The sequence below is a fragment of the Tenacibaculum sp. ZH5_bin.1 genome (assembly GCF_042865525.1).
GTDB classification, from domain to species: domain Bacteria; phylum Bacteroidota; class Bacteroidia; order Flavobacteriales; family Flavobacteriaceae; genus Polaribacter; species Polaribacter mesophilus.
Genome location: NZ_JBEGIO010000007.1, coordinates 25,322 through 47,375, shown reverse-complemented (window position 1 = coordinate 47,375; position 22,054 = coordinate 25,322). Strand labels below are relative to the sequence as shown.

The following is a 22,054-nucleotide window of genomic DNA, read 5'->3' as shown; positions in this document are numbered from 1 at the left end:
CTATCCTTTTTCAAAACCATACTCTCGTTCTACTTTACATATACGTAGTTGATATTTTTTATACCACCTTTCTCTTCCTTTATTTCTAGCTTCAGTATGCTCAACATTATTTTTCCATTTTACAATAGCATCTAAACTTTCCCAATAAGAAACCGTAATGCCTACATTGCTCCTTGTCGACTCAACACCTAAATACCCATCTTGTTCTTTAGCTAAATTGTCCATTTTTTCAGCCATCTCATAATATCCTTCTGTATCATCTGAAAGAGTTGTCGTGAAAATTACTGCGTAATATGGAGGTTTTAAATTATCTACTATCATAAAATTAGTTCATATTTTGTTTCTGGTAGACCAATATCGTCACTTATAAATTTCTCTATCGCAACAAAGTTGAATCGTTCTAATATTTTAGCGGAAGCAACATTTTTATCCACCACACACCCTATAAGTTTTTTCATTCCTATGGATTTACAGTACTGTATTAATCCTTCACAAAGTTCAGTTGCAAAACCATTTCCCCAGTATCGTTCTATAAACCGATATCCTATTTCATCATTTCCTTCTTCATCTTTTACCAAAGCAACCGTGCCTACAAAATTATTGTCTGACTTACGTTCTATGGCATATATCCAAAAATCATTTTCTTTATTAGTGTATCGTGCTATAAGCTGTTCTAAATCCTCTTTACTTTCTTCTAAATCTTTAGGTTCCCCAGTGGCGTATTGCAATACTTTCGGATTGCTTTCTAGCTCATAAAAAGGTTCTATATCAACAACTTGAAGCTTTCGAATAAGTAATCTTTTCGTTTCAAAAATCATGAATATTATCGTACTTTTGCAAACCCAAAACTGCTTTAAGCAGTCGTAGATTAAATAAACTATACGAACTTCTAAAAAATTAAAGACTTGTACAAGGCTTTTGTTTTTTTATTTAGGATAGAGAAAAGATGAATGTAGATAAGAAAGTAGCTTTTTACACCTTAGGTTGTAAATTAAATTTTTCTGAAACCTCAACCATTGCCAGAAACTTTGTTAATGAAGGGTTTGAGCGTGTTGAGTTTGAAGAGGAAGCAGATATATATGTGATTAATACTTGTTCGGTAACAGACAATGCTGATAAACGCTTTAAGAGTATTGTAAAATCTGCTTTAAAGAAAAATGAAGAAGCTTTTGTTATTGGTGTAGGATGTTATGCACAATTAAAGCCAGAAGAATTAGCTGCAGTTGATGGGGTAGATTTGGTACTGGGTGCTACGGAAAAGTTTAATGTAACTAGCTATATTAACGACTTAACCAAAAATGACATTGGTGAAGTACATTCTTGTGAAATTGAAGATGCCGATTTTTATGTAGGTTCGTATTCTATTGGAGATCGTACCCGTGCTTTCTTAAAAGTGCAAGATGGTTGTGACTACAAATGTACTTACTGTACGATACCGTTAGCACGTGGAATTTCTCGAAGTGATACGTTAGAAAACGTATTGAAAAATGCCAAAGAAATTTCTGAAAAAGGGATTAAAGAAATTGTTTTAACAGGAGTAAATATTGGTGACTACGGAAAAGGTGAATTCGGTAATAAAAAACACGAACATACCTTTTTAGAGTTGGTACAAGCTCTTGATAAAGTAGAAGGAATTAACCGTTTACGAATCTCTTCAATTGAACCTAACTTATTAAAAGATGAAACAATTGATTTTGTTTCCAACTCAAATACGTTTGTTCCTCATTTTCACATTCCTCTACAATCAGGAAGTGACACACTTTTAAAGAAAATGAAGCGTCGCTATTTACGTAAAGTATATACTGATAGAGTTGCAAAAATTAAGGAAGTAATGCCTAACGCTTGTATTGGTGTAGATGTTATTGTTGGGTTCCCTGGTGAAACAGATGAATTGTTTTTAGAAACCTATAACTATTTAGCTGATTTAGATATTTCTTACTTACACGTTTTCACGTATTCTGAAAGACCAAATACTGAAGCTAACGAAATGGATGGTGTGGTTCCAAAGAAAACACGTGCAAAACGAAGTAAAATGCTGCGTGGATTATCTGTTAAAAAACGTAGAGCTTTTTATGAAAGTCAGTTAGGTAACACCTTAACAGTTTTATTTGAAAGTGAGAACAAAGAAGGGTATATCCATGGATTTACCGAAAACTATGTAAAAGTTAAAGCTCCTTGGAATCCTGAATTAGTAAATACATTACACACAGTTACGTTAACAAAAATTGATGAAGATGGTTTAGTTCGTTTTGATTTTGTAGATACTGAAGTTATTGCTTAACTTGTCAACTAGTTCACTCAATCAAAAAAACTACCTATGAAGTATTTATTATACTCTTTTTTAGCCTTAGGAATCTCTTGTGGTATTCCTAAAAAAGGTTCTGAAACTAAACTAGCTGAGCCTACTGAAAAAGTAATAATTGCTAAAGAAGAAGCTACTAAACCTATGACTTCTCAAAATCAACTGATTGTTGTTCTTAAAAACGCTAAAAGTATTGATGATGTAAAATCACTTATAAAAAATAGCGGTTTAACTTGGAGTAAAATGGCTTATGAAACAGATGCTTCAAAAATAGGTATTGTTGAAGTTCCAGAAGGGAAACGTGATTTTTGGATTGATAAATTACAAGAAAGTGGTGAGTTCAGATTGATTGATGCCAACACGGAAGAAAAATTAACTAACATTATTTCCGAAGAAAAAAACAATCTATTAAGAATTACTAAAACTCAATGTTTTGGTGACTGCCCAGTATATACTGTTTCCATTGATAAAAAAGGAAACGTTGTTTACAACGGAGTAGAATATGTACTTGTAAAAGGTATTCAGAAATTTACGCTTTCTGAAAAACAATTACAAGAGTTAAACGAAAAACTTGCAAAAAAGGATTTTAAAAATTTTAAAGACGCTTATAACAATCCTAGAATACCCGATTTATCTAGCACTTACATAGTTCATGATGGAAAACAAATCTTAATTCGTTTATGGAAAGATATTCCTGATGAACTTATTGATATACATGAATATATAGATGGTATTTTATTAGACAAAAAGTTTATTGAATAATGCCTAAAACTCACTTATATTTTGTTCCTGGTTTAGCTGCCAATACCAAAATATTTGAGCGTATTTCTTTACCAGAAGAACATTTTGAATTACACTTTCTAGATTGGATGCTTCCAACATCTATCGATGAAAGTATTGAAGAATATGCCGAACGATTATGTGCTAAAATCCAACATAAAAACCCTGTATTAATTGGAGTTTCTTTTGGAGGTATTATCGTACAAGAGATGAGTAAAATTATTAATTGTAAAAAAGTAATTATAATTTCTAGCGTTAAAAACAGCAAAGAATTCCCCAAACGTTTTAAATTAGCACAAATAACAAAAGCCTATAAGCTTTTCCCTTCTAAAGTTATTTCAAATATTGAAAGTTATGAACGCTACTTTTTTAATGATTATTTAAAAAAACGAGCTGAGTTATATAAAATATATTTATCCATAAGAGATAAAAAGTATTTGCAATGGGCTATATACAACGTATTACATTGGGAGCAAGAAAAATCGATTCCTGGAATAATACATATTCATGGAAAAAAAGACGAGGTTTTTCCTATAAAGTATATCAAAAACGCAATTGAAGTTGAAAATGGTACACATGTGATGATACTGACAAAGGCAAAAACTATTTCTGAAATATTAAAAAAGGAATGTTTTTTGATGGATTAATACCATTACACAACTTGACAAAAACTAAAAGAACAAATGAACAAATCAATCCGCTTCTTATCTATCTTAACTATAGTATTTGTTGGAATTTTATTTACCAATACTATAAGTAAATCAAACGAACCTACCATTAAAAATGTGGCAGAAAGCTATAAGGTTAAAGCTTTAAAACTACCTAACGATTTAAATTTAGCTGGAGAAAGAGTACCTATTGAAAAACCTGACATTAGAGAACGAATGGATCGCGAGCTTTTAGTAAACACCTATTGGCAGTCTAATGGATTGTTATTAATAAAACGTGCTAATAAATACTTCCCTATTTTAGAACCTCTACTAGAAAAATATGGCTTACCTGACGATTTTAAATTTTTAGCCTTGGCTGAAAGTGGATTTATTGATGAAACTTCACATGTAGGAGCTGCTGGTATGTGGCACTTTATGAAACAAACAGGAAGAGAATATGGATTAGAAATTAATAGTAATGTTGATGAACGTTACCATATTGAAAAATCTACTAAAGTAGCTGCTGAATATTTAAAGAAATCAAAAGAACGTTTTGGTTCTTGGACACTTGCAGCAGCAGCTTACAATGCAGGAAACTACGGTATTTCAAAAAGATTAGATGCTCAAGGTGTAACCAGTTATTATGATGCTTTATTACCAGATGAAACTGAACGTTATGTTTTTAGAATTTTAGCCTTAAAAGAAATTATTTCTAACCCAAAAGAGTATGGTTTTGTTTTCGATCAAGAAGATTTATATACACTTCCTGAAACCTATACTGTTAAAGTAGATACAGCTATTAGCAACATTGCTTTATTTGCTAAAAAATTCGGAATTACCTACAAAGAGCTTAAGCTACATAACTCTTGGTTACGTGAAAACAAGTTAAACAACCGTAGTAGAAAACTATACGAAATTAAAATCCCTGTTAAATAGTGAAAAAAGTACTTCCTTTTATATATTTATTCATAGGTATATTTATTTTAATTAATACATTTTCTATCTTTTTTCAAAAAAGAGAAGTGTATCGACTTTTATTCAGCTTTACAACCGAAAACCAATATGTTTTCCTACTCTTTAGAGTATTATTTGCTTCTTGGTTTATAGTGGATGGCGTTAAAAAATTAAGAAAAAATCAGTAAGTATTTATGGATAATTTTTTAATTGGAATAGGAAAACGAATTAAAGAAATTAGAAAAAAGCAACATATTACAATTAATACTTTAGCAACCAATGCGCAAGTAAGTAATGGTCTAATTTCAAGAATAGAAAACGGAAGAACCATTCCATCTTTACCTGTTTTATTAGAAATTATAAGTGCTTTAGAAATAGATGCCAGTACTTTTTTTGAAGGTGTTGAGAAAAAAACTGGTTCAAAATATATTCATATTAAAAAAGAGGAACAGCAATTAATAGAAAAAGAAGTAGAAGCTGAAGGATTTACTTATTATCAAATTTTTGGTAAAAGTTTAAATGCCGTTGGTTTTGAAGCTGTTTTATTAACTGTATCTCCCAATTCTAAAAGAGAAAAGGTAATTACTGATGCCTGGGAGTTTAAATACATTATGAGTGGTGAATGCACCTATCTTATCGATAATGTTGAAGTTACAGTTAAAGAAGGTGACTCTTTGTATTTTGACGGAAGGCTTCCTCATGTACCTGTTAATCGTACTCAAACACCTTGTACCATGTTGGTCCTATATTTTTATTCAGAAAATAATTAAGTAGGGTGCTCATACACCCTACTTATTTTACCCTTTTAGTTTTTTAATCCAGGCCAAGTGCTATTGTTAACCTCTTTAGGATAACCTGACACTGCACTATCTGTTGATTTGTTATACTTAATGTATGTATTATCATCAAGGAAGAAATAACAATAAGTTACGCCCCAATCTACAGCTGCTGTAATCTTTGTTGCGTAATCTCCTAACCCTGGCCAGCTTCCATTGGTAATAGCTACAGGGTACCCAGAATCTACAGAGTCATTTGTTATACTATATCTTATATAAGTTCCATCATTTAAAAAGAAATAAGCTTTACTATTATTTCTTTTAAAAGCTGCCACAATTTTATCCTTATATGGTTCCAACCCAGGCCAATTTCCATTTGTTATGTTTGCTGGATATCCCGCATCTACAGAATCATTATTCATATCGTAACGTAAATACCTTCCATCTTTTAAGAAGAAATATCCTTTATGATTATGCCATTTAAAAGCTGCACTAATTAAATCTTTATACTCCCCTAACCCTGGCCAAGTACTGTTGTTTACCTCTTTTGGGTAACCATCATCAGACTTATCTAACAGTTTGTCATAACGTATATAACTATTGTCACTTCTAAAAAAATAAGCTCTATTGTCTGCAAAATCATTCCAATCTAATCCTGCTATTATTTGAGAATTATTATAAGCTACAGAACCTGTTTGCCCATCAAGTAACAGGGTGTAGTTAATACTTCCATCAGAATTGTTAGCATCGGTAAAATACCCTTGTGAAGCAGGTACCGTTGCTACGTATGCATTGTTTTTATAAACATCAACATTATTAGACGCATTAGAACTCCAATAAACTGTATTGGTATTTTGCATCATTACCTTCCTAGCACCTACATTCCCTACTAAAGAAGTACTATTTAATTGCCATTCTTTTTGAATCGGGATATTTAAGTGAGTTAAGATAGAGGGAACAATTGCTGTTTGTGCAATATGACCGTAAATTCCGCCAAAATCTTGATTTGGTACATTTGAAACATATGAGTTGAATTCAGCGTTTCCTTCTTTGTTCATTCCTACAAAAATTGTTTTTTCTTGCGTTGTTTGTCCTCCATGGTTAAATCCACCAAAACCTCTTCCGTGATCTGTTACTACTAATATTAACCAATCTTCGTTCGTTCTTTTTTCTACCTCAGCTACAATTCTACCGAACTGTTCGTCTGCTTTGGTAATAGCATTATTATAAGCACTACCAAAACCTAAAGAATGCCCTACACCATCTACATCATCAAGATGCACAAAAACCACGTCTGAATTTTCATTATTAATTGCATGAATGGCTCCTGTGACCGAATTTTCATCTCCTCCACTTTTTGAGTGGTAATCAATATAATTCAGTTGCTCTCTAAAGAAATCATGAATAGGTCCCCAAGTAACAACACTAGCAGTTTTTAGCCCTGAATTTGATTCTTTAATTAATTGAAAAACACTTTTCGCTTTCGAAATATGAGAAGTATTGTTGTCTGTAACTCCGTGTTTATTTACCCAAACACCTGTTAAAATAGTTGACCACCCCGGTCCACTACTTGTTTTTTGTTCAGAAGAAGTATTATCAATACCTCCTGCATAAGCTTTTACAATATTCAGCTTATCTAAATTTGGAGTGGAAGTTCCTGCAATTTTCTCAAATTGGATTCCATCAAAGCCTACAACAAGTACCTTTTTCTTTAAAGAAGATTTTGTTTGTCGTTCTAGTTTTCCTTTTTTTTTGGATACCTCATCCAAGTTGTTCTCTTGACAGCTCGACAATGCGAACAATAAAATTAAAGCGCTTAGCTTTACTAAATAATTGGTTTTCATTTTAAAAAAGTTTACTAATAGTTAATTTATTAATCAAAAATACACTATTAGTAAACTTTTAAAAGATAGTTTTCGAGTCTTAATACAAAGATAAATTAGCTAACATTAAATATATATTTAGCAAACATATCATTTACATTTTATTAAACTAACTCACTCAAAGACAATAAAATATAATCTGGATTTTGGACTTCTAACTGTTCTTTAGTTTGTGCTCCTGATAAAACACCGATGGTTACACCACAATTTGCATTTTTACCTTCCTCAATATCGATGGCTGAATCTCCTGCTTTTAAAACAAAACTAGCATTAGTTATATTAAAAACTTCCATTGCTTTTTGTATCATTTCTGGATGAGGACGTCCTTTTTCTACATCAGAAGCAGTTAATAACATATCGTAATGTATATTCTTATCCCATGCTAATTTTTCTAACAGCTTTTCTGCTACTTGTCTGTTATAACCCGTATTTAAAACTACTATTATTCCTTTTTGTCTTAAATTAAGCAATACATTCTCTACGCCTTTTATAGGCTTTACTTCTAAGTTTTCATAAGCTTCATCCAGCATTTTTTTGAACTCTTCAAATATTGCTTCAGAATGCCCCAGTTTAATTGGCATGAATTCAACTAAAACATCTTTAATAGCCTGATGTTTTTCTTTTCCTGCTCCAATTTTTAAAACGTTATTTAAATCAACTGCTACTCCGTGTGCATTTAATGCTCTGTGTAAGGTTTTATACACTACATTTTGCTCATCTACTGTTGTTCCTGCCATATCAAAAACAACCATTTTAATATTTTCTAACATCTATTTACTTAAAATAATTTATTAATACTTTCTTTTGAAAAGCCTGCGCTACCTGTCATTCCTTTTCCTCCAATTCCTGTTACAATGTGTATATTTTCTCCTACCGAATGTTCGAAAAGGTCTTTGGTTTTACATTGACTGTAAAAACCTGCCCAACGATGTTGAATTTCATATGTTGGTAAATCGATAATTTTTTTAGCTTCTTGAATCATGAAGTTATCTATGTCTTCATTCAAGTCAAATCCAAGGTCGTCTATATTTTTTGCTGTTGCATATTCGTGTGAATCACCCAAAATAACAGAACCATCTGTCGCTTGCTTAAATAAAATATGTACTCCATATTTTTTCTCAAACGAATTCGGATCTTCTTTAGCTTTTATCACATTCCATGAAGCACACTCTTCAAAAGCTTCATACCTTCTAATAGTCAATCCTGTTAAAATAGATCCGTCTAATTGGTAATTCTTCTGTGGTTTCGTCTGCATCATTTGTAGCTTAGATACAATTAAATCACTTTCATTATATATTGACGGATACAATGTCTTAAAATCACTTCCGTTGCAGACGATTACTTTTGACGCCAATAATTCTTCGGAATTTGATGTTAACACTGATACACCACTGGTAACATTATTTGTAGCAATCACGTTAGTATTATAGTGTATTGTTACATTCAATTCTTTTTTCATGAACTCATGTAAACGAAGAATCATAACTCTAGGCTCCACAGTTACTTCTTCAGGAAAAAACAACCCTGCTTTACAGTAATCACTTCGCAAGCCAGCATATTTATCTAAACATTGTTCTTTGGTTAACAACTGTGACGTATAGCTATTATTTTTATTAATTTGATGCAATTCTTCTATTAACTGAACTTCTTCTTCGTTTGATGCGATATATACAGTTCCGTTTTGACGTATAGAAACATCAAACTGTTGTTGAATTTCTTTATAAATAGCTAAACTTTCTCTTCCATAGTTTTGCCATTTTTGATTCATCCCTGAAGGTACTACTTGTCCGAAATTACGAACGGTAGCTCCTTGTGGTTTGTTATCTTTTTCTAAAATAGCTACTGACAACCCTTTCTTTGCAGCATGATAGGCATGAAAAGTTCCTAAAACTCCCCCTCCAACAACAATAAGGTCATATTTATGATTCATATACTAATTGATTTATTTTTTGTTCTTTGTTTTTTTTAGCTTTAAAAAAGTAAAAGCTATATAGTGTTATAAGTATTCCTATAAATGCTAAAATGTAAAGTGCGTATGTAAAAAAGCTTAGCCATGAAATATCTCCTTTTCCGAAGTTTTTATATAATAGAATTAATATACTTCCTAAGTAACCAAAAGCATCAGCTATATAGATTAAGAATCCTACATTTCCGTTTATTTTAAAAGTAGCTATCATGCGGTCGAAAAATATTCCGTTGAAAGGCACATAGCAACTATACAGTCCTAAACCAGAAATAATCATCCATGTTAATGCTGAAATTTCGTTGTATTGAAATAAATAAGTACTAATAATCACTGCTAAGCACGATACAAACAACACATAATGATAGTATACAAATGCTTTGTAGTTTTTACTAATGCTTCCTATTACCCCTAAAATAATGAGTACAATAATGGCTATAGGAATTTCTGAAATACTATAAATTGAAGCGTCTTTGTATCCTAAAGAATCCCAGATTTCTCGGGCAAAGTTGTCTCTAAAATCTCTTAATGCTGTGAGTAGCATAAAAAAGAAAACGATAAGTATTAAAGGACCTGAAAATTCTTTGAATAACTTTTTTCTTCCAGCTGAATCTAAGGGTTTACGTACTACTTTAAGTCGTGTATCTTCTGCTGTTGGTTTGGGTAACTTTTCTAGTAACCAAGCAAAAAATATCAACGGAATTATAAAAAACAGTCCCGTTATAAAAGGCATCCAATATTCGTTAAATCCAAAACTATCCAACACTATTTTTCCAACTGATTTTACAGCTCCTGAAGAAACTATAAAACTTGAGGACAAAATTACTCCTAATAGTTCTGTGGCTTTCCTTCCTTCTAAATAAGAAAACACAATTCCCCAAACCATACCTAAAGGTAATCCGTTTAAAAACAGGAATAAGATATTGTAGGGTGCGGGAGTTATAGCAAAACCTAACAAGCTTACTTCTGCAAATAGAATAAAGCCAACTAAAGCTAGCATCCTTTTACCTGATTTCATTTCGGAAATGACTTTTATCCCTATAAACTTTGATAATGTATATCCAATTACTTGGGCTATTATCAAGAGAATTTTATAATCAATTCCCCAAAAACTTTCATCGGCAAAAGTGGCTACTGTAAATGGCTTTCGAAAAGCATACATACAAAAGTACGTACCGAAAGCTGCTATAGAGGCTCTTGCTATAAATCTTATATTCATACTAACTTTTTTAATAATGCAAGCCCTCATAAAAATGAGAGCCCGCATTGCATTTATAAACAGAAAACAAGTTCATTACAGATTATACTTTACACCGATGCTTCCTTTTATCCCGTAGAACTCTACTTGCTTAGGACGCTCTTCAGTTTTTCCATAATGATAAATTAAGGGATTGTTTAATAGGTTATTTACATCTGTAAAAATGGTCCAGTTTTTACCTATTTGATATGAGGCTGAAAAATCTAGTGTATTGTATTTTCCATAGTAAATATCATCAATGTCTCTTTCTCCAAACCCAATTGCATAGCTTCCTTTGTGGTTGTAGGCTAATCGTGTATTGAATCCTCCTTTTTCAAAGAATAACTGTGCATTAAATAAAGTGTTAGCTTGGTATGCAATAGATACTTTTCTTCCACTTGGTTTTGTCATTTCAGAATCCATAAATGTTGCATTTAACTGAGTTCCGAAGTATTGTAAGAATCCTGGTAAGAAGTCAAATCGTTTGTTAATCCCTAATTCTATACCACCAATCCAAGCGTCTGCTCCATTTACCGGTGTACTAAACTCTACTCCTGTATTTCCGTTGTAAGTACCCTGGTACGTATCGTTGAATACAGGATCGGTAATTGACTTATAGAAAATACCTGCATTTATTACTCCTACATTTTTAAAGTAGTACTCTCCTAATAAATCAAAGTTCCATGAGAATGTAGGATTTAAGTTTGGATTCCCTCCTTTAAACTCGTTATCAAATGAGATAAAGGTACCTCCAGGAGCAATATCTCCAAAGTTTGGTCTTGAGAAACTTCTTGTTGCAGCAAAACGAATGTTTAAATCAGTTTTTGGTGAGTATTTTACATGTAACATTGGTAATACTGCCCAATAGTCTTTTACATTTCTTACAGCATTTAATTGGCTTTGATCTGCATCCCAAACATATCCATTTACCTCTGTTTCTGTTTTGGTAGCTCGTAAACCTCCCAATACCGTAAATTGATCTGATAATTTTAAGGTTCCCATTCCGTAGAATGATAAATGAGTTTCATCTACATTAAAGTTTCTTCCTAAACCTCCACCGTTTTGTAAAATTTCTGAATCTCCTTCTAAAACAGTTAGGTTGTTTTTATTGTTTTTCCAGAAGTTTACCATTCCTTGTTCTGATAATACTGGCCCAAAAGTAGACTGAATATTAGACCCCATTTCGTTTAAAAAATCAGCTCTCCCTGGTTGCTCTATGATATTTTGAGAGTAATCTGACAAATTAGGTGTTATTCCTGCGTTTACTTCATCCCAACCATAATACACGTCCTCAAACTTAGCTCTACGATCTTTATCTCTAAACTTAGTACCTACTTTTATTTTAAAGTTATCATTAAAAGTATGTTCATAGTTTAAAGACGCTACAATATTGTCACGCTCTTTAATTGATATTTTATACAACTCTAAATCTGCAAACGACATTTGAGACGCATCCATTTTAAATGAAGGATCGCTAAAGAAACCAAATAAAGCATCTGTATCGTTATAGTCTAACAATCCACCATCTGCTTTCCAATAAGCTCTATCGTCTCCAGCTCCACCATCTGCTTCCGGTCTATTTTGTAAATATTCAGGTTTCATTCCTACTCCATCTTGCTTAAACTTCACTACATAGTAGCTCTTGTCTTGCTCTGTTGGAATTCCGCCGTATCTAAACTCATTATTATAATTAGCAATACTCCAATCAAACTTACCATTACCTGTAATATGTCTCCCTCCAATTTCACCACCAATCATTTCAGTAATTAGTTCATTGTAAATATTTTGTAACTCAACTCTTGCTGTGTTTGTTCCCGAATCAAACTTATCAAAACGTACTCTATGCTTATAATGTGTTTCGGTATCTGACAATGTTCCGTACACTCCTCTAAAGTGCATTTTATGTTCTGGTGTAAAATTATACTCCATCGCTCCGTTTAACCCTTTGGTTATTCTTACACCGTTGTAATCTCTTAACTCCATTCTAAATACACCTTCATCTCCTTTTCTTCTTGCTTCAAAATTGTCCGTTCCCCAATTTCTATTCCAATATGAACCGTTAACAATAAATCCAAACTTTCCATCTTTACTTCTATCTCCATACGTTAATGAAGCATTGTAAATAGGCTCTCCAGATTTTTCATTATAACCACCACCAACATTTACGTTTAAAACTCTTTTTGCGGGTGCTGTTTGTGTAATAAAGTTTACTCCTCCACCAATACCATCAGCTTCCATATCTGGTGTGTATGCTTTTGCTGCTTGTACATATGAGATTAACTCTGATGGGAAAAAATCGAAAGCAGTAGCTCTTGAAGTTGTTTCTTCTTCTGCGGTAGGAATACGGTTTCCGTTAATTGTTGTAGAAGCCCAGAATGGCGGCAATCCACGAACTGATACAAAACGTCCTTCTCCTTGATCTCTTTCAATAGATAGTCCTTGAATACGTTGTACCGTTTCCGCTGCATTTCTGTCTGGTAATTTCCCTATTCCATCTGCTGCAATTACATTCATTATACTCATTGATTTCTTTTGAATACTCAATGCTCTTGCTTCACTGTTTCTTCTTCCTGAAGAGGTAATAATTACTTCTTCTAAATTTTGGTTAGATGGTACTAACATAATTACACCTACATTTTTCTTTACATTCGTGTTAATTGAAACTCTTTTTGTTTCAAAACCTATGTAAGATATCTCTAAGGTAACTTCCCCCTTTTTGACATTAGACAACACAAAATTTCCATCAAAATCTGTGTTAACGCCTTTTGTTGTTCCCGACAACATAACACTAGCACCAGGCAAAGGATAATTTCCATCATTTACTATTCCAACAATAGTAGCCCCCTGACCTAAAGCTGCACTACATGTAAAAAGAACAAATAGTGAACTTAGTAAAAGTTTAAAATTATTCATTGGTTTATTATTTACAATTATTAAAATTAATATTGCAAATCACTATATTATTTTACTATTTGTAAACTTTTAAACATTAAGAAAACTTTTACGAATTGCTATTATAGCGTAACAGAATTGTTAACACCAAAGGTTTTAGTTTTAACTAAACGTAAATAACACTGTATTTCAACTAGTTAAAAACTAATTTAGGTATAGATAAAAACAAAAAACTCTCAACTAAGGTTGAGAGTTCTCTTGTTATACTTTTTTACTAGAAGTAAAAAAAGCTCATTCTAAAGAATGAGCTTTGTAATTTATTTACAACTTATTTTCTATTGAAAATCAGTGTTTAATTTTATGTAATCTAAGAATTCACGCTTGGTTTCTTTGTTTTTAAATGCTCCACCAAACTCAGCAGTTACTGTACTGCTTTCAATATCTTTAATTCCTCGTGAGTTAACGCATAAATGTTTAGCATCTATAACACAAGCAACATCTTGCGTTCCTAATGCTTCTTGCATAGCTTGTACTACTTGCATTGTTAAACGCTCTTGTACTTGCGGACGCTTAGCGTAATACTCTACAATACGATTCATCTTAGATAAACCGATTACTTTACCATTTGAAATATACGCCACATGTGCTCTACCAATAATTGGTAATAAATGATGCTCACATGTTGAATATACAATAATGTTTTTTTCAACTAACATTTCACCATACTTGTATGTATTGTCAAATGTTGATGCCTTTGGTTTGTTTTTTGGGTTTAAACCCATAAACAACTCATTTACGAAAGCTTTTGCAACTCTTTTAGGAGTACCTTGCATGCTATCGTCTGTTAAGTCCATTCCTAGAGTTTCAAGAATTTCTTTAACACTTTCTTGAATTCTTTCTATTTTTTCGTCGTCAGAAATATCGAAAGCATCTGCACGTAAAGGTGTTTTAGCCGACGTAGCAATGTGGTTCTCTCCTATTTCGTCAATTCTATCGTCATTCATTTTGTTGTTGTTCACTTCAAACATTTCTATCTAAAATTAGTAGGGCGCAAATTTACAACATTGTTGGTAATTTACTGCACTTTATTTATCAATTCGTCTAAAGAACAAGTAGTTTGCTCTCCTGTAGACATATTTTTAACAACAAGCGTACCGTTTTCAACAGTTGTAACTACAAACTCTATTTCTCTATTTGTAGCATACTTCCATTGCTTTTTTTGCTGGTTGTTACTGCTTGCCACATCTGGATACATTTCTGACTTAATATTGTTCTGTCTTAATGCTTTTATGGCTTTTATTTTATCTAAACTCTCGTTTTCGTCAAAGTTTAAGAACAATACTTTAGGTTTTGGCAATTCTACTGCTTCAAACAGTCCTAATTCTTCCATCACCAAGTAAATTCTATCCAATCCGAAAGATATTCCTACTCCAGAAACATCTTTTAAACCGAAAATACCTGTCAAGTCGTCATAACGACCTCCACCACCAATAGAACCCATTTTTACACCTTCAGGTGCTGCTACTTCATAAATAGCACCTGTGTAATAGTTTAATCCTCTAGCTAAGGTTACATCTAATTCTAAGCTTGCTGAATCTAGCCCAATACTTTCTACATTATCAACCACAGTTCTTAAATCGGCCACTCCTTGCAATCCTTCTTCCGACCCTTGTAACATAGCCTCTAAAGAAGCTAACTTATCTTGATTACTTCCTGAAAAGTTAAATAACGGATCCACTTTTTCAATGGCTTCAGCAGAAATTCCTTTCTCCAACATCTCCTTAACCACACCGTCTTTTCCTATTTTATCTAACTTATCTAAAGCCACTGTAAAATCAATCAATTTGTCTGATGCTCCAATTACCTCAGCTATTCCAGACAAGATTTTTCGGTTATTGATTTTGATAGTCGTACCATTTAATCCTAACTTACTAAAAACGGTATCATATAATTGAACGAATTCAACTTCTTGCCATAGTGAAGTACTTCCTACTACATCAGCATCACATTGATAAAACTCACGGAAACGTCCTTTTTGAGGTCTATCAGCTCTCCAAACTGGTTGAATTTGGTAACGTTTAAATGGAAATGTAATTTCGTTTTGGTGTTGTACTACGTAACGTGCAAACGGTACTGTTAAGTCGTAGCGCAATGCTTTTTCAGAAATTTTCGACGTAACTTTTTGACTGTTTTTATCTGCCAATAAGTTTTCATCTACTTTCTTTAAATAATCACCAGAATTCAAGATTTTAAAAATCAATCGATCCCCTTCTTCTCCATATTTTCCCATTAATGTAGAAGAGTTTTCAAAACTTGGCGTTTCAATAGGTTGAAATCCGAAATTTTCAAACGAATGTTTAATCGTATTAAAAATATAGTTTCTCTTTGCTACTTCCGTTGATGAAAAATCTCTTGTTCCTTTTGGGATTCCTGGTTTCATATTCTTTTAATTATCATTTATCAATTACCAGTAATCAGTTTATGATTGTTGTTAATTGACAATTGTTTATTGTTCTATTTAGCCTGCAAATATCCGAAAAAATATGAAGAAAAATGTTATTTAACTCTCGCTTTATTTTTACGTTTTAAACGATAAATTGTAGCATTTAACTCAAAGCCTAGGAGAAGAATAATTGCGTTTAACCACACAAAAAGCATTAAAATTAACAGGGTACCAATTGAACCGTATAGTTGGTTGTATTGCGCAAACTTTACTACATAAATTCCAAATAAGTAAAAAGTAAACATAGATACTACGGTAGTTAAAATAGCACCTGGTGAAAAGAATTTTACTTCTTTCCCTTGTTTGGTTCCGTATCTAAAAAGTAGCGATACAATGGTAAAAATCATTACTAAAAACAAGAAACCTCTTCCGTAGTAAAACAAATCTAAATCTCCTGTATTTAGCCATCCTATTTTATGGATTCTTGTTAGCGCTATTTGATAAAAAATAATCAATGTTACCGTTACAATTAAGAAGAAAGACATGAGTAATGATACCGCTAAGGAAACAAAATAAGCTCTAAAAACGCTTCTCATTTCTGTTACATGGTAAGAATATTCGAATCCACCAAATATCGCGTTTACACCATTTGTCATTAAAAAAATAGAGGCTAAAAAACCGAATGATAACAATCCTCCGTACTGATTGTTAATAATATCTTTTATCACAAAATCTACCGCTTCAAAGGTTTTTGGTGGTAACGCTTCTTGCATTAAAGAGAGTAGTCCGTCTTGGAACCCATCAATTGGAATGTATGGGATGAGTGTTAAAATGAATAATAAGAATGGAAAGATTGCCATAAAGAAACTAAAAGCAATACCTCCTGCCCTTGTTGTTAATGCTCCTTTTACAATACCGATAACATACATTTCGAGTACATCATACAAAGACATTCCTTCTAACCCCGGAATTTTAATTTTCTTTCCAAAGGCTACGAGCCAGTTTATTACTGGAATTTTCTCAAGGCCTTCTTCTATCTGTTTAGTCATTTTCTTTTTAGTTGCAAAGTGTTTCTAGTTTCAGAGATTCTAAGATGCAAAGTGTTTTTAGCTGCAAAGTATCATTAGTTCCTGAGGTTTAAAGATGCTAGTTTTTTTAGTTTCAAAGTTGAATAGTGTTACTATATCAAAGTTGCATAGTTTTTATCGTTTTTCCTTTAGCTTTCTTATTAAACTTGATAACATTCTTTCTATCTCTCTTGATTCTTCATAAAGCCTGTCAAAAGATTCTTTTGAAATATACGCTAAGTTTGAAGAAATTTCAAGTTGCGTTTGTAATTAAAACAACGAAGCTATTCCAATATTTAAAAACCGAATAAAATCTCCTAAACTTTGTCTTCCAAACCCTTCAGAAATATTACTTGGTACTGAAACTGCGCTTCTTCTCATTTGTGAAGTTAGTCCAAAAACTTCTTCCTTAGGAAAATTATTAGACATTTTATAAACCTCTGTTACAAAACCCATCGATTTTTGCCAAACCAATAAATCTCTGAATGTTTTTATACGTGTTTTCTCTTTCATTTTATACTTTTCTTTTTCACTTTGCTTCTATAACTCTTAGAAACTTTGCCTCTTTCTAACTTTACTTCTCAGCATCTTTGCTACTTCAATAACCCCAACCACATTACTCCACCACAATATCATATTTATATAACAATCCTACAATATTCTCATTGGAAAATTTAGCTTTTTTAATACTATTATTTTCAGGATCGATTGCAAAATTAGTGGCAGTTGTAAGATCTGCTTTTTCTAAATTCGTCTGATCAAAAATTGCTCCTTTTAAATCACAATCTTTAAAGAGCCCCCTACTTAAGTCAGCTTCAACAAAATCTACTTCTTGCAAATTACAACTTATAAATTTTGTAGTAGGAATTTTTAATTGGTAAAAAGAAGATAAGTTTAGTTGGCAGTTATGAAAGCTCATTTCTAGCAAAAAGTTGTTGCATTCATTAAACTTTACCCCAACCATTTTACAATTTTCAAAAGTGCAATCTTTAAAAAAAGTGTGGTTTACCACTGTATTGCTAAAATTACAGTTGATAAACTCACACTCTAAAAATTCAATATTTGAAGCATGTACGTTCTCGAAATTGCAATTCTCGAACGTACAGCTGTCATATTCTCCTTTGTTGATTTTTGTTAGTGTAAAATCAACTTTTGTAAATGTTTCGTTGTCAAAGAAATCATTCATTTATTGTAATCCTCTCGCTTTTAACATTGGTTCAGCTTGTGGATCTCTTCCTGCAAAAACTTTATACATTTCTGCATAGTCCATCGTGTTTCCTTTCGACAAGATTTGTTCTCTAAACTTCTGACCATTTTCTCTGGTTAACAATCCGTTGTTTTTAAACCAATCGTAGGCATCATGACTTAACATTTCTGTCCATAAATACGAGTAGTATCCTGCAGCGTATCCTCCACTAAAAATATGTGCGAAATAGGTTGAACGGTATCTTGGTGGCACCTCATCAATCTTTAACTTCATTTTAGCTAATGCCTCTTCTTCAAATTTAGCTACATCTTCAATGTTTGTATCTGCTGATATGGTGTGCCATTGCATATCTAAATTAGAAGATGCTAAGTTTTCAATAATTGAATATCCTTGATTGAACGTTCCTGCATTCTTAATTTTTTGTAATAACGCATCTGGAATTACTTCTCCTGTTTTATAATGTAATGCGTAGTTATTTAATACCTCTGGATGAGTTGCCCAGTTTTCATTGAACTGCGATGGAAATTCTACAAAGTCTCTTGCAGTACTTGTTCCTGAAATTGATGCATATTTTTGATTTCCGAATAAACCGTGTAACGCATGTCCGAACTCATGGAAGGTAGTTTCTACATTATCAAAACTGATTAATGCTGGTTCTCCTTCTGCTGGTTTTGGGTAATTACAAACGTTGTAAATTACTGGTTTTTGACCTCTTAATTTCGATTGCTTTACAAAAGCTCCCATCCACGCGCCACCGCGCTTACTATCTCTTGCAAAGAAGTCTCCGTAGAACAATCCTAACTTGCTTCCGTCTTCTTCAAAGATTTCATACACTACTACATCTGGATGATAGGTAGGAATATCGGTACGCTTTTTAAAGGTGATTCCGTATAATTTTGTAGCCGCATAAAACACACCTTTTTCTAATACGTTGGTTAACTCAAAATATGGTTTTACCTCATCTTCGTTTAAGTTGTATTTAGACTTACGTACTTTTTCTGCAAAATGATTCCAGTCGTATGGAGCTAAAGTAAAGTCGTTTCCTTCTTTATTGATTTCTGCTTGAATTTCTTTCGTTTCGGCAGCTACTTTTGATAACGACCCTGGAATTAATCCGTTGAACATTTCAAAAACTTTATCTGGTGTAGATGCCATTGTTCCTTGTAAACTCCAGCTTGCAAAGTTGTCAAAACCTAAGATTTGTGCTTTTTTAGCACGTAACGATGCCATTTTCTTTACTAAATCGCTTGTGTTATACTCACCCGCATCAGTTCTGTGAATTGATTTTTCAAACAATTGTTTACGAACTTCTCTATTTTCTAAAGTTTGTAATAAAGGTTGTTGTGTAGTATTAATCAGTTGAATTTCGTATTTACCGTCTTTCTCTAAACCTTTAATTGTTTCTTCTGAAAGTCCTTTTAACTGTTCTTTATCAGTAACCGTTAACCCTCCTTTTTTACTAGCGTCTAGTAACTTTTTTCCGAAGTCGTTAGATAAACTTGCTAATTCTGCATTGATTTCTTTTAGCTCGTTTTTCTTTTCTTCAGATAAGTTAGCTCCTGCTTTTACAAACTTTTTATACTGTTCTTTAACCAAGTGTTTAGACTCAGCATCCAATTCTAGATTCTCTAAATTATCGTGTACCGCTTTTATTTTTTCAAACAACTTAGTGTTTAATAAAATTTCATCGTTGTGTTTAGAAAACTTAGGCGCTAATTCTTTTTGATTGTCTTTAATTGTATCGTTTGTATGTGCTCCTGCTAAAGCATAAAAAACAGCCTCAACATTATCTAACGTTTTACTACTTTCTTCAAAAGCGATAATTGTATTTTCAAATGTTGGCGCTTCTGTGTTTGCTATAATTTTAGCTATTTCTTCATTTTGAACTTCCATACCTTTTAAAATTGCAGGCATAAAGTGTTCGTTCTTTATTTTAGTAAAATCTGGTGCTCCAAAGTCTAAAGAACTTTTTACTAATAATGGATTTTCTACCATGTTTGAAGTGGTTTCTTTTTTAGTTTGCTCTGTTTTACACGACATAGCTACTACTAGCGTTGCTATGAGTAATAGTTGTTTTTTCATTGGTTTGTTTTTTTAGTATTTAAACAAAGTGAACGTAATTACCTGTTAAGATTACTTCGTTTCACTCGTAATGACGATTCTTAATTAATCAACAGCTTTTAAGCTTAAATCCATATTGTATACTGAATGTGTTAAGGCTCCTGATGAGATAAAATCAACTCCGCATTCTGCATACTTACGAATGGTTTCTTCGTTAATTCCTCCTGAAGACTCTGTTAAACATGTATCTCCAATCAACTCAACCGCTTTGCGAGTATCTTCATAGTTAAAGTTGTCTATCAAAATTCTGTACACACCTTCGTTTTGTAAAATCTCTTCAATTTCTTCTAGGCTACGTGCCTCCACAATAATTTTAATATCCAATCCTTTTTCTGCTAGGTACTTTTTGGTTTTGGTAATGGCTTGAGTAATTCCGCCAGCAAAATCGATGTGATTGTCTTTAATCATTACCATATCGTATAAAGCAAATCGGTGATTTTCTCCGCCTCCTATTTTTACCGCCCACTTTTCTAAAGCACGGATTCCTGGTGTAGTTTTACGAGTGTCTAACACCTTGGTTTTGGTTCCTTCTAACAAATTAGCAAAAAACTTAGTTTTGGTTGCAATAGCACTCATACGTTGCATTGCGTTTAGTACCAAACGTTCTGCCATTAAAATAGACTGTGATTTTCCTGATACATAAAAAACAATATCTCCGTATTTTATGGGTGAGCCATCATTAATCAACGTTTCTACTTTTAAATCGGCATCTACATAGTTAAACACCATTTTGGCAAATTCTACTCCAGCTATTATTCCTTCGTCTTTTACTAATAGTTTTGCTTTTCCTGTTGCCTCGGCAGGGATGCATGATAATGATGTATGGTCTCCATCTCCTATATCTTCTCTAATAGCATTTGCTATAATTAAATCTAACTCTTTATTAAATTGTTCTTGTGAAATCATAGTATTGAATTGTTGAGGTAAAAATACAATTATTTTTAGTTCTCTGTTTTGAGTTTACTGCTTATTGTTGTGTAATTTTTACCGTTTCTTTACTAACAAAATTCTAAACCTGTTACAGGTTGTTTTTCACTTTCTACTACTTTGTGTGTATGGTATGTGTTTAGTTTATTTTTAGCGTATTATCTTACACTTTTTACATCGTACATTTTGATGAAATTTTGTTAATTCGAGTGAATTTTACTATTGAAATGAGTAATATTTGTATCGAGAAAAAGAGTTATAACGCTTAAATTAGTTCTCGATACTACTTTTGTTTTTTTATAATTTTAAAACATACAGTAACGTCTGTAAATTGAGCCGCCCTTTCCAACAACACGCTAAAAAACTAACAATCAAGCATTAAAAACAAACACATAAGGAAAAACCTTACTTTTTTTACGGTTTTTTTTTAAAAAAAAATATTTTTATAAGATACCTTTGAAAAGATTTTTCCTTTACGGATTCCACTCTTTTAAAAAACACAATTGATTTTAAACTTTTAATTATAATATCATTTCGCGAAGGATAGACACAAAGGTGAGTGTCTTTAATAGTTCACCCAAAAAATAATTTATAAAATTTTATTATGCTAAACAAAATTGTTAATCTAAATGGAGTTACAATACTTAACAGGAAAGAACTTCACAGTATTGCTGGTTCAACTTGTAGAATTGCAGTAAGAAATGAAGATGGTTCTTTTAGACATTGGTCTGCAAAAGTTTATTCGGTAGAAGAAGCCCAATCTGCTTATCAACTTCAGCAAGAGTATAACGATGGTAGCTATGCTTCTGGGTATTGTTGTGCCTCTTGCTAAAAAGAACACAGTTTAAACTA

Annotated in this window: 19 protein-coding genes and 1 pseudogene; 6 read left to right on the top strand and 14 right to left on the bottom strand. The window is 32.4% G+C overall.

Annotated features, from left to right (window positions below; all coding sequences use genetic code 11):
* The gene (locus ABHQ57_RS14885) at positions 1-321 is read right to left on the bottom strand and encodes an antibiotic biosynthesis monooxygenase (RefSeq protein ID WP_047790470.1); all 321 of its coding nucleotides are present in this window, start codon (positions 319-321) and stop codon (positions 1-3) included.
* Positions 318-818, bottom strand: a complete 501-nt coding sequence (locus ABHQ57_RS14880) for a GNAT family N-acetyltransferase (RefSeq protein ID WP_167714131.1) — start codon at positions 816-818, stop codon at positions 318-320. Before ABHQ57_RS14880 ends, ABHQ57_RS14885 begins: the two co-directional genes overlap by 4 nt.
* Positions 819-946: 128 nt before the next feature.
* Here ABHQ57_RS14880 and mtaB point away from each other — a divergent pair, with 128 nt between their 5' ends.
* The 5 genes from mtaB (at position 947) to ABHQ57_RS14855 (ending at position 5,456) form a co-directional block, all read left to right on the top strand.
* Positions 947-2,281 (top strand): tRNA (N(6)-L-threonylcarbamoyladenosine(37)-C(2))-methylthiotransferase MtaB, encoded by a 1,335-nt coding sequence (gene mtaB / locus ABHQ57_RS14875; RefSeq protein WP_159494584.1) that lies wholly within the window; start codon positions 947-949, stop codon positions 2,279-2,281.
* A gap of 36 nt (positions 2,282-2,317) precedes the next feature.
* Entirely contained in the window at positions 2,318-3,064 is a 747-nt protein-coding gene (locus ABHQ57_RS14870; protein ID WP_053056765.1) for a DUF6438 domain-containing protein, read from the top strand.
* A complete protein-coding gene (locus ABHQ57_RS14865; protein ID WP_167714132.1) occupies positions 3,064-3,729 on the top strand; it encodes an alpha/beta hydrolase in 666 nt (221 codons plus the stop codon). The genes ABHQ57_RS14870 and ABHQ57_RS14865 overlap by 1 nt, the downstream gene beginning before the upstream one ends.
* A 36-nt stretch (positions 3,730-3,765) precedes the next feature.
* Positions 3,766-4,668, top strand: coding sequence for a lytic transglycosylase domain-containing protein (locus tag ABHQ57_RS14860; RefSeq protein WP_167714133.1), 903 nt, complete (start codon positions 3,766-3,768; stop codon positions 4,666-4,668).
* 212 nt (positions 4,669-4,880) lie between these two features.
* Positions 4,881-5,456, top strand: a complete 576-nt coding sequence (locus tag ABHQ57_RS14855) for an XRE family transcriptional regulator (protein ID WP_047790475.1) — start codon at positions 4,881-4,883, stop codon at positions 5,454-5,456.
* Between the two features lie 35 nt (positions 5,457-5,491).
* On the opposite strand, the gene ABHQ57_RS14850 is transcribed toward ABHQ57_RS14855, so the two are convergent.
* From ABHQ57_RS14850 to nadC, 12 genes and pseudogenes are all read right to left on the bottom strand, one after another.
* The gene (locus tag ABHQ57_RS14850; protein WP_167714134.1) at positions 5,492-7,306 is read right to left on the bottom strand and encodes a hemopexin repeat-containing protein; all 1,815 of its coding nucleotides are present in this window, start codon (positions 7,304-7,306) and stop codon (positions 5,492-5,494) included.
* Between the two features lie 143 nt (positions 7,307-7,449).
* Entirely contained in the window at positions 7,450-8,115 is a 666-nt protein-coding gene (locus tag ABHQ57_RS14845; RefSeq protein WP_167714135.1) for a phosphonatase-like hydrolase, read from the bottom strand.
* Positions 8,116-8,123: 8 nt separating this feature from the next.
* Positions 8,124-9,275 carry a TIGR03364 family FAD-dependent oxidoreductase gene (locus ABHQ57_RS14840; protein ID WP_167714136.1) on the bottom strand — a complete coding sequence of 384 codons (1,152 nt, stop codon included), beginning with the start codon at positions 9,273-9,275 and terminating at the stop codon, positions 8,124-8,126.
* The gene (locus tag ABHQ57_RS14835; RefSeq protein ID WP_167714137.1) at positions 9,265-10,527 is read right to left on the bottom strand and encodes a DUF5690 family protein; all 1,263 of its coding nucleotides are present in this window, start codon (positions 10,525-10,527) and stop codon (positions 9,265-9,267) included. The genes ABHQ57_RS14840 and ABHQ57_RS14835 overlap by 11 nt, the downstream gene beginning before the upstream one ends.
* Before the next feature lie 75 nt (positions 10,528-10,602).
* Positions 10,603-13,458 carry a TonB-dependent receptor gene (locus tag ABHQ57_RS14830; protein WP_167714138.1) on the bottom strand — a complete coding sequence of 952 codons (2,856 nt, stop codon included), beginning with the start codon at positions 13,456-13,458 and terminating at the stop codon, positions 10,603-10,605.
* Between the two features lie 314 nt (positions 13,459-13,772).
* The gene (gene folE / locus ABHQ57_RS14825) at positions 13,773-14,465 is read right to left on the bottom strand and encodes a GTP cyclohydrolase I FolE (RefSeq protein WP_047790480.1); all 693 of its coding nucleotides are present in this window, start codon (positions 14,463-14,465) and stop codon (positions 13,773-13,775) included.
* Positions 14,466-14,512: 47 nt separating this feature from the next.
* On the bottom strand, positions 14,513-15,877 hold the full coding sequence (gene hisS / locus ABHQ57_RS14820; RefSeq protein WP_125068333.1) for a histidine--tRNA ligase: 1,365 nt from the start codon (positions 15,875-15,877) through the stop codon (positions 14,513-14,515).
* A gap of 116 nt (positions 15,878-15,993) precedes the next feature.
* On the bottom strand, positions 15,994-16,929 hold the full coding sequence (locus ABHQ57_RS14815; protein ID WP_167714139.1) for a YihY/virulence factor BrkB family protein: 936 nt from the start codon (positions 16,927-16,929) through the stop codon (positions 15,994-15,996).
* Positions 16,930-17,082: 153 nt separating this feature from the next.
* A pseudogene (locus ABHQ57_RS14810) lies at positions 17,083-17,460 on the bottom strand (four helix bundle protein).
* 103 nt (positions 17,461-17,563) lie between these two features.
* Complete coding sequence (locus ABHQ57_RS14805; RefSeq protein WP_047790484.1) at positions 17,564-18,133, bottom strand: pentapeptide repeat-containing protein; 570 nt, start codon at positions 18,131-18,133, stop codon at positions 17,564-17,566.
* A complete protein-coding gene (locus tag ABHQ57_RS14800; protein ID WP_167714140.1) occupies positions 18,134-20,236 on the bottom strand; it encodes a M3 family metallopeptidase in 2,103 nt (700 codons plus the stop codon).
* An 84-nt stretch (positions 20,237-20,320) separates the two neighbouring features.
* Entirely contained in the window at positions 20,321-21,181 is an 861-nt protein-coding gene (nadC, locus tag ABHQ57_RS14795) for a carboxylating nicotinate-nucleotide diphosphorylase (RefSeq protein ID WP_167714141.1), read from the bottom strand.
* Between the two features lie 625 nt (positions 21,182-21,806).
* Here nadC and ABHQ57_RS14790 point away from each other — a divergent pair.
* A complete protein-coding gene (locus ABHQ57_RS14790; RefSeq protein ID WP_047790487.1) occupies positions 21,807-22,034 on the top strand; it encodes a hypothetical protein in 228 nt (75 codons plus the stop codon).
* Positions 22,035-22,054: the final 20 nt, after the last annotated feature.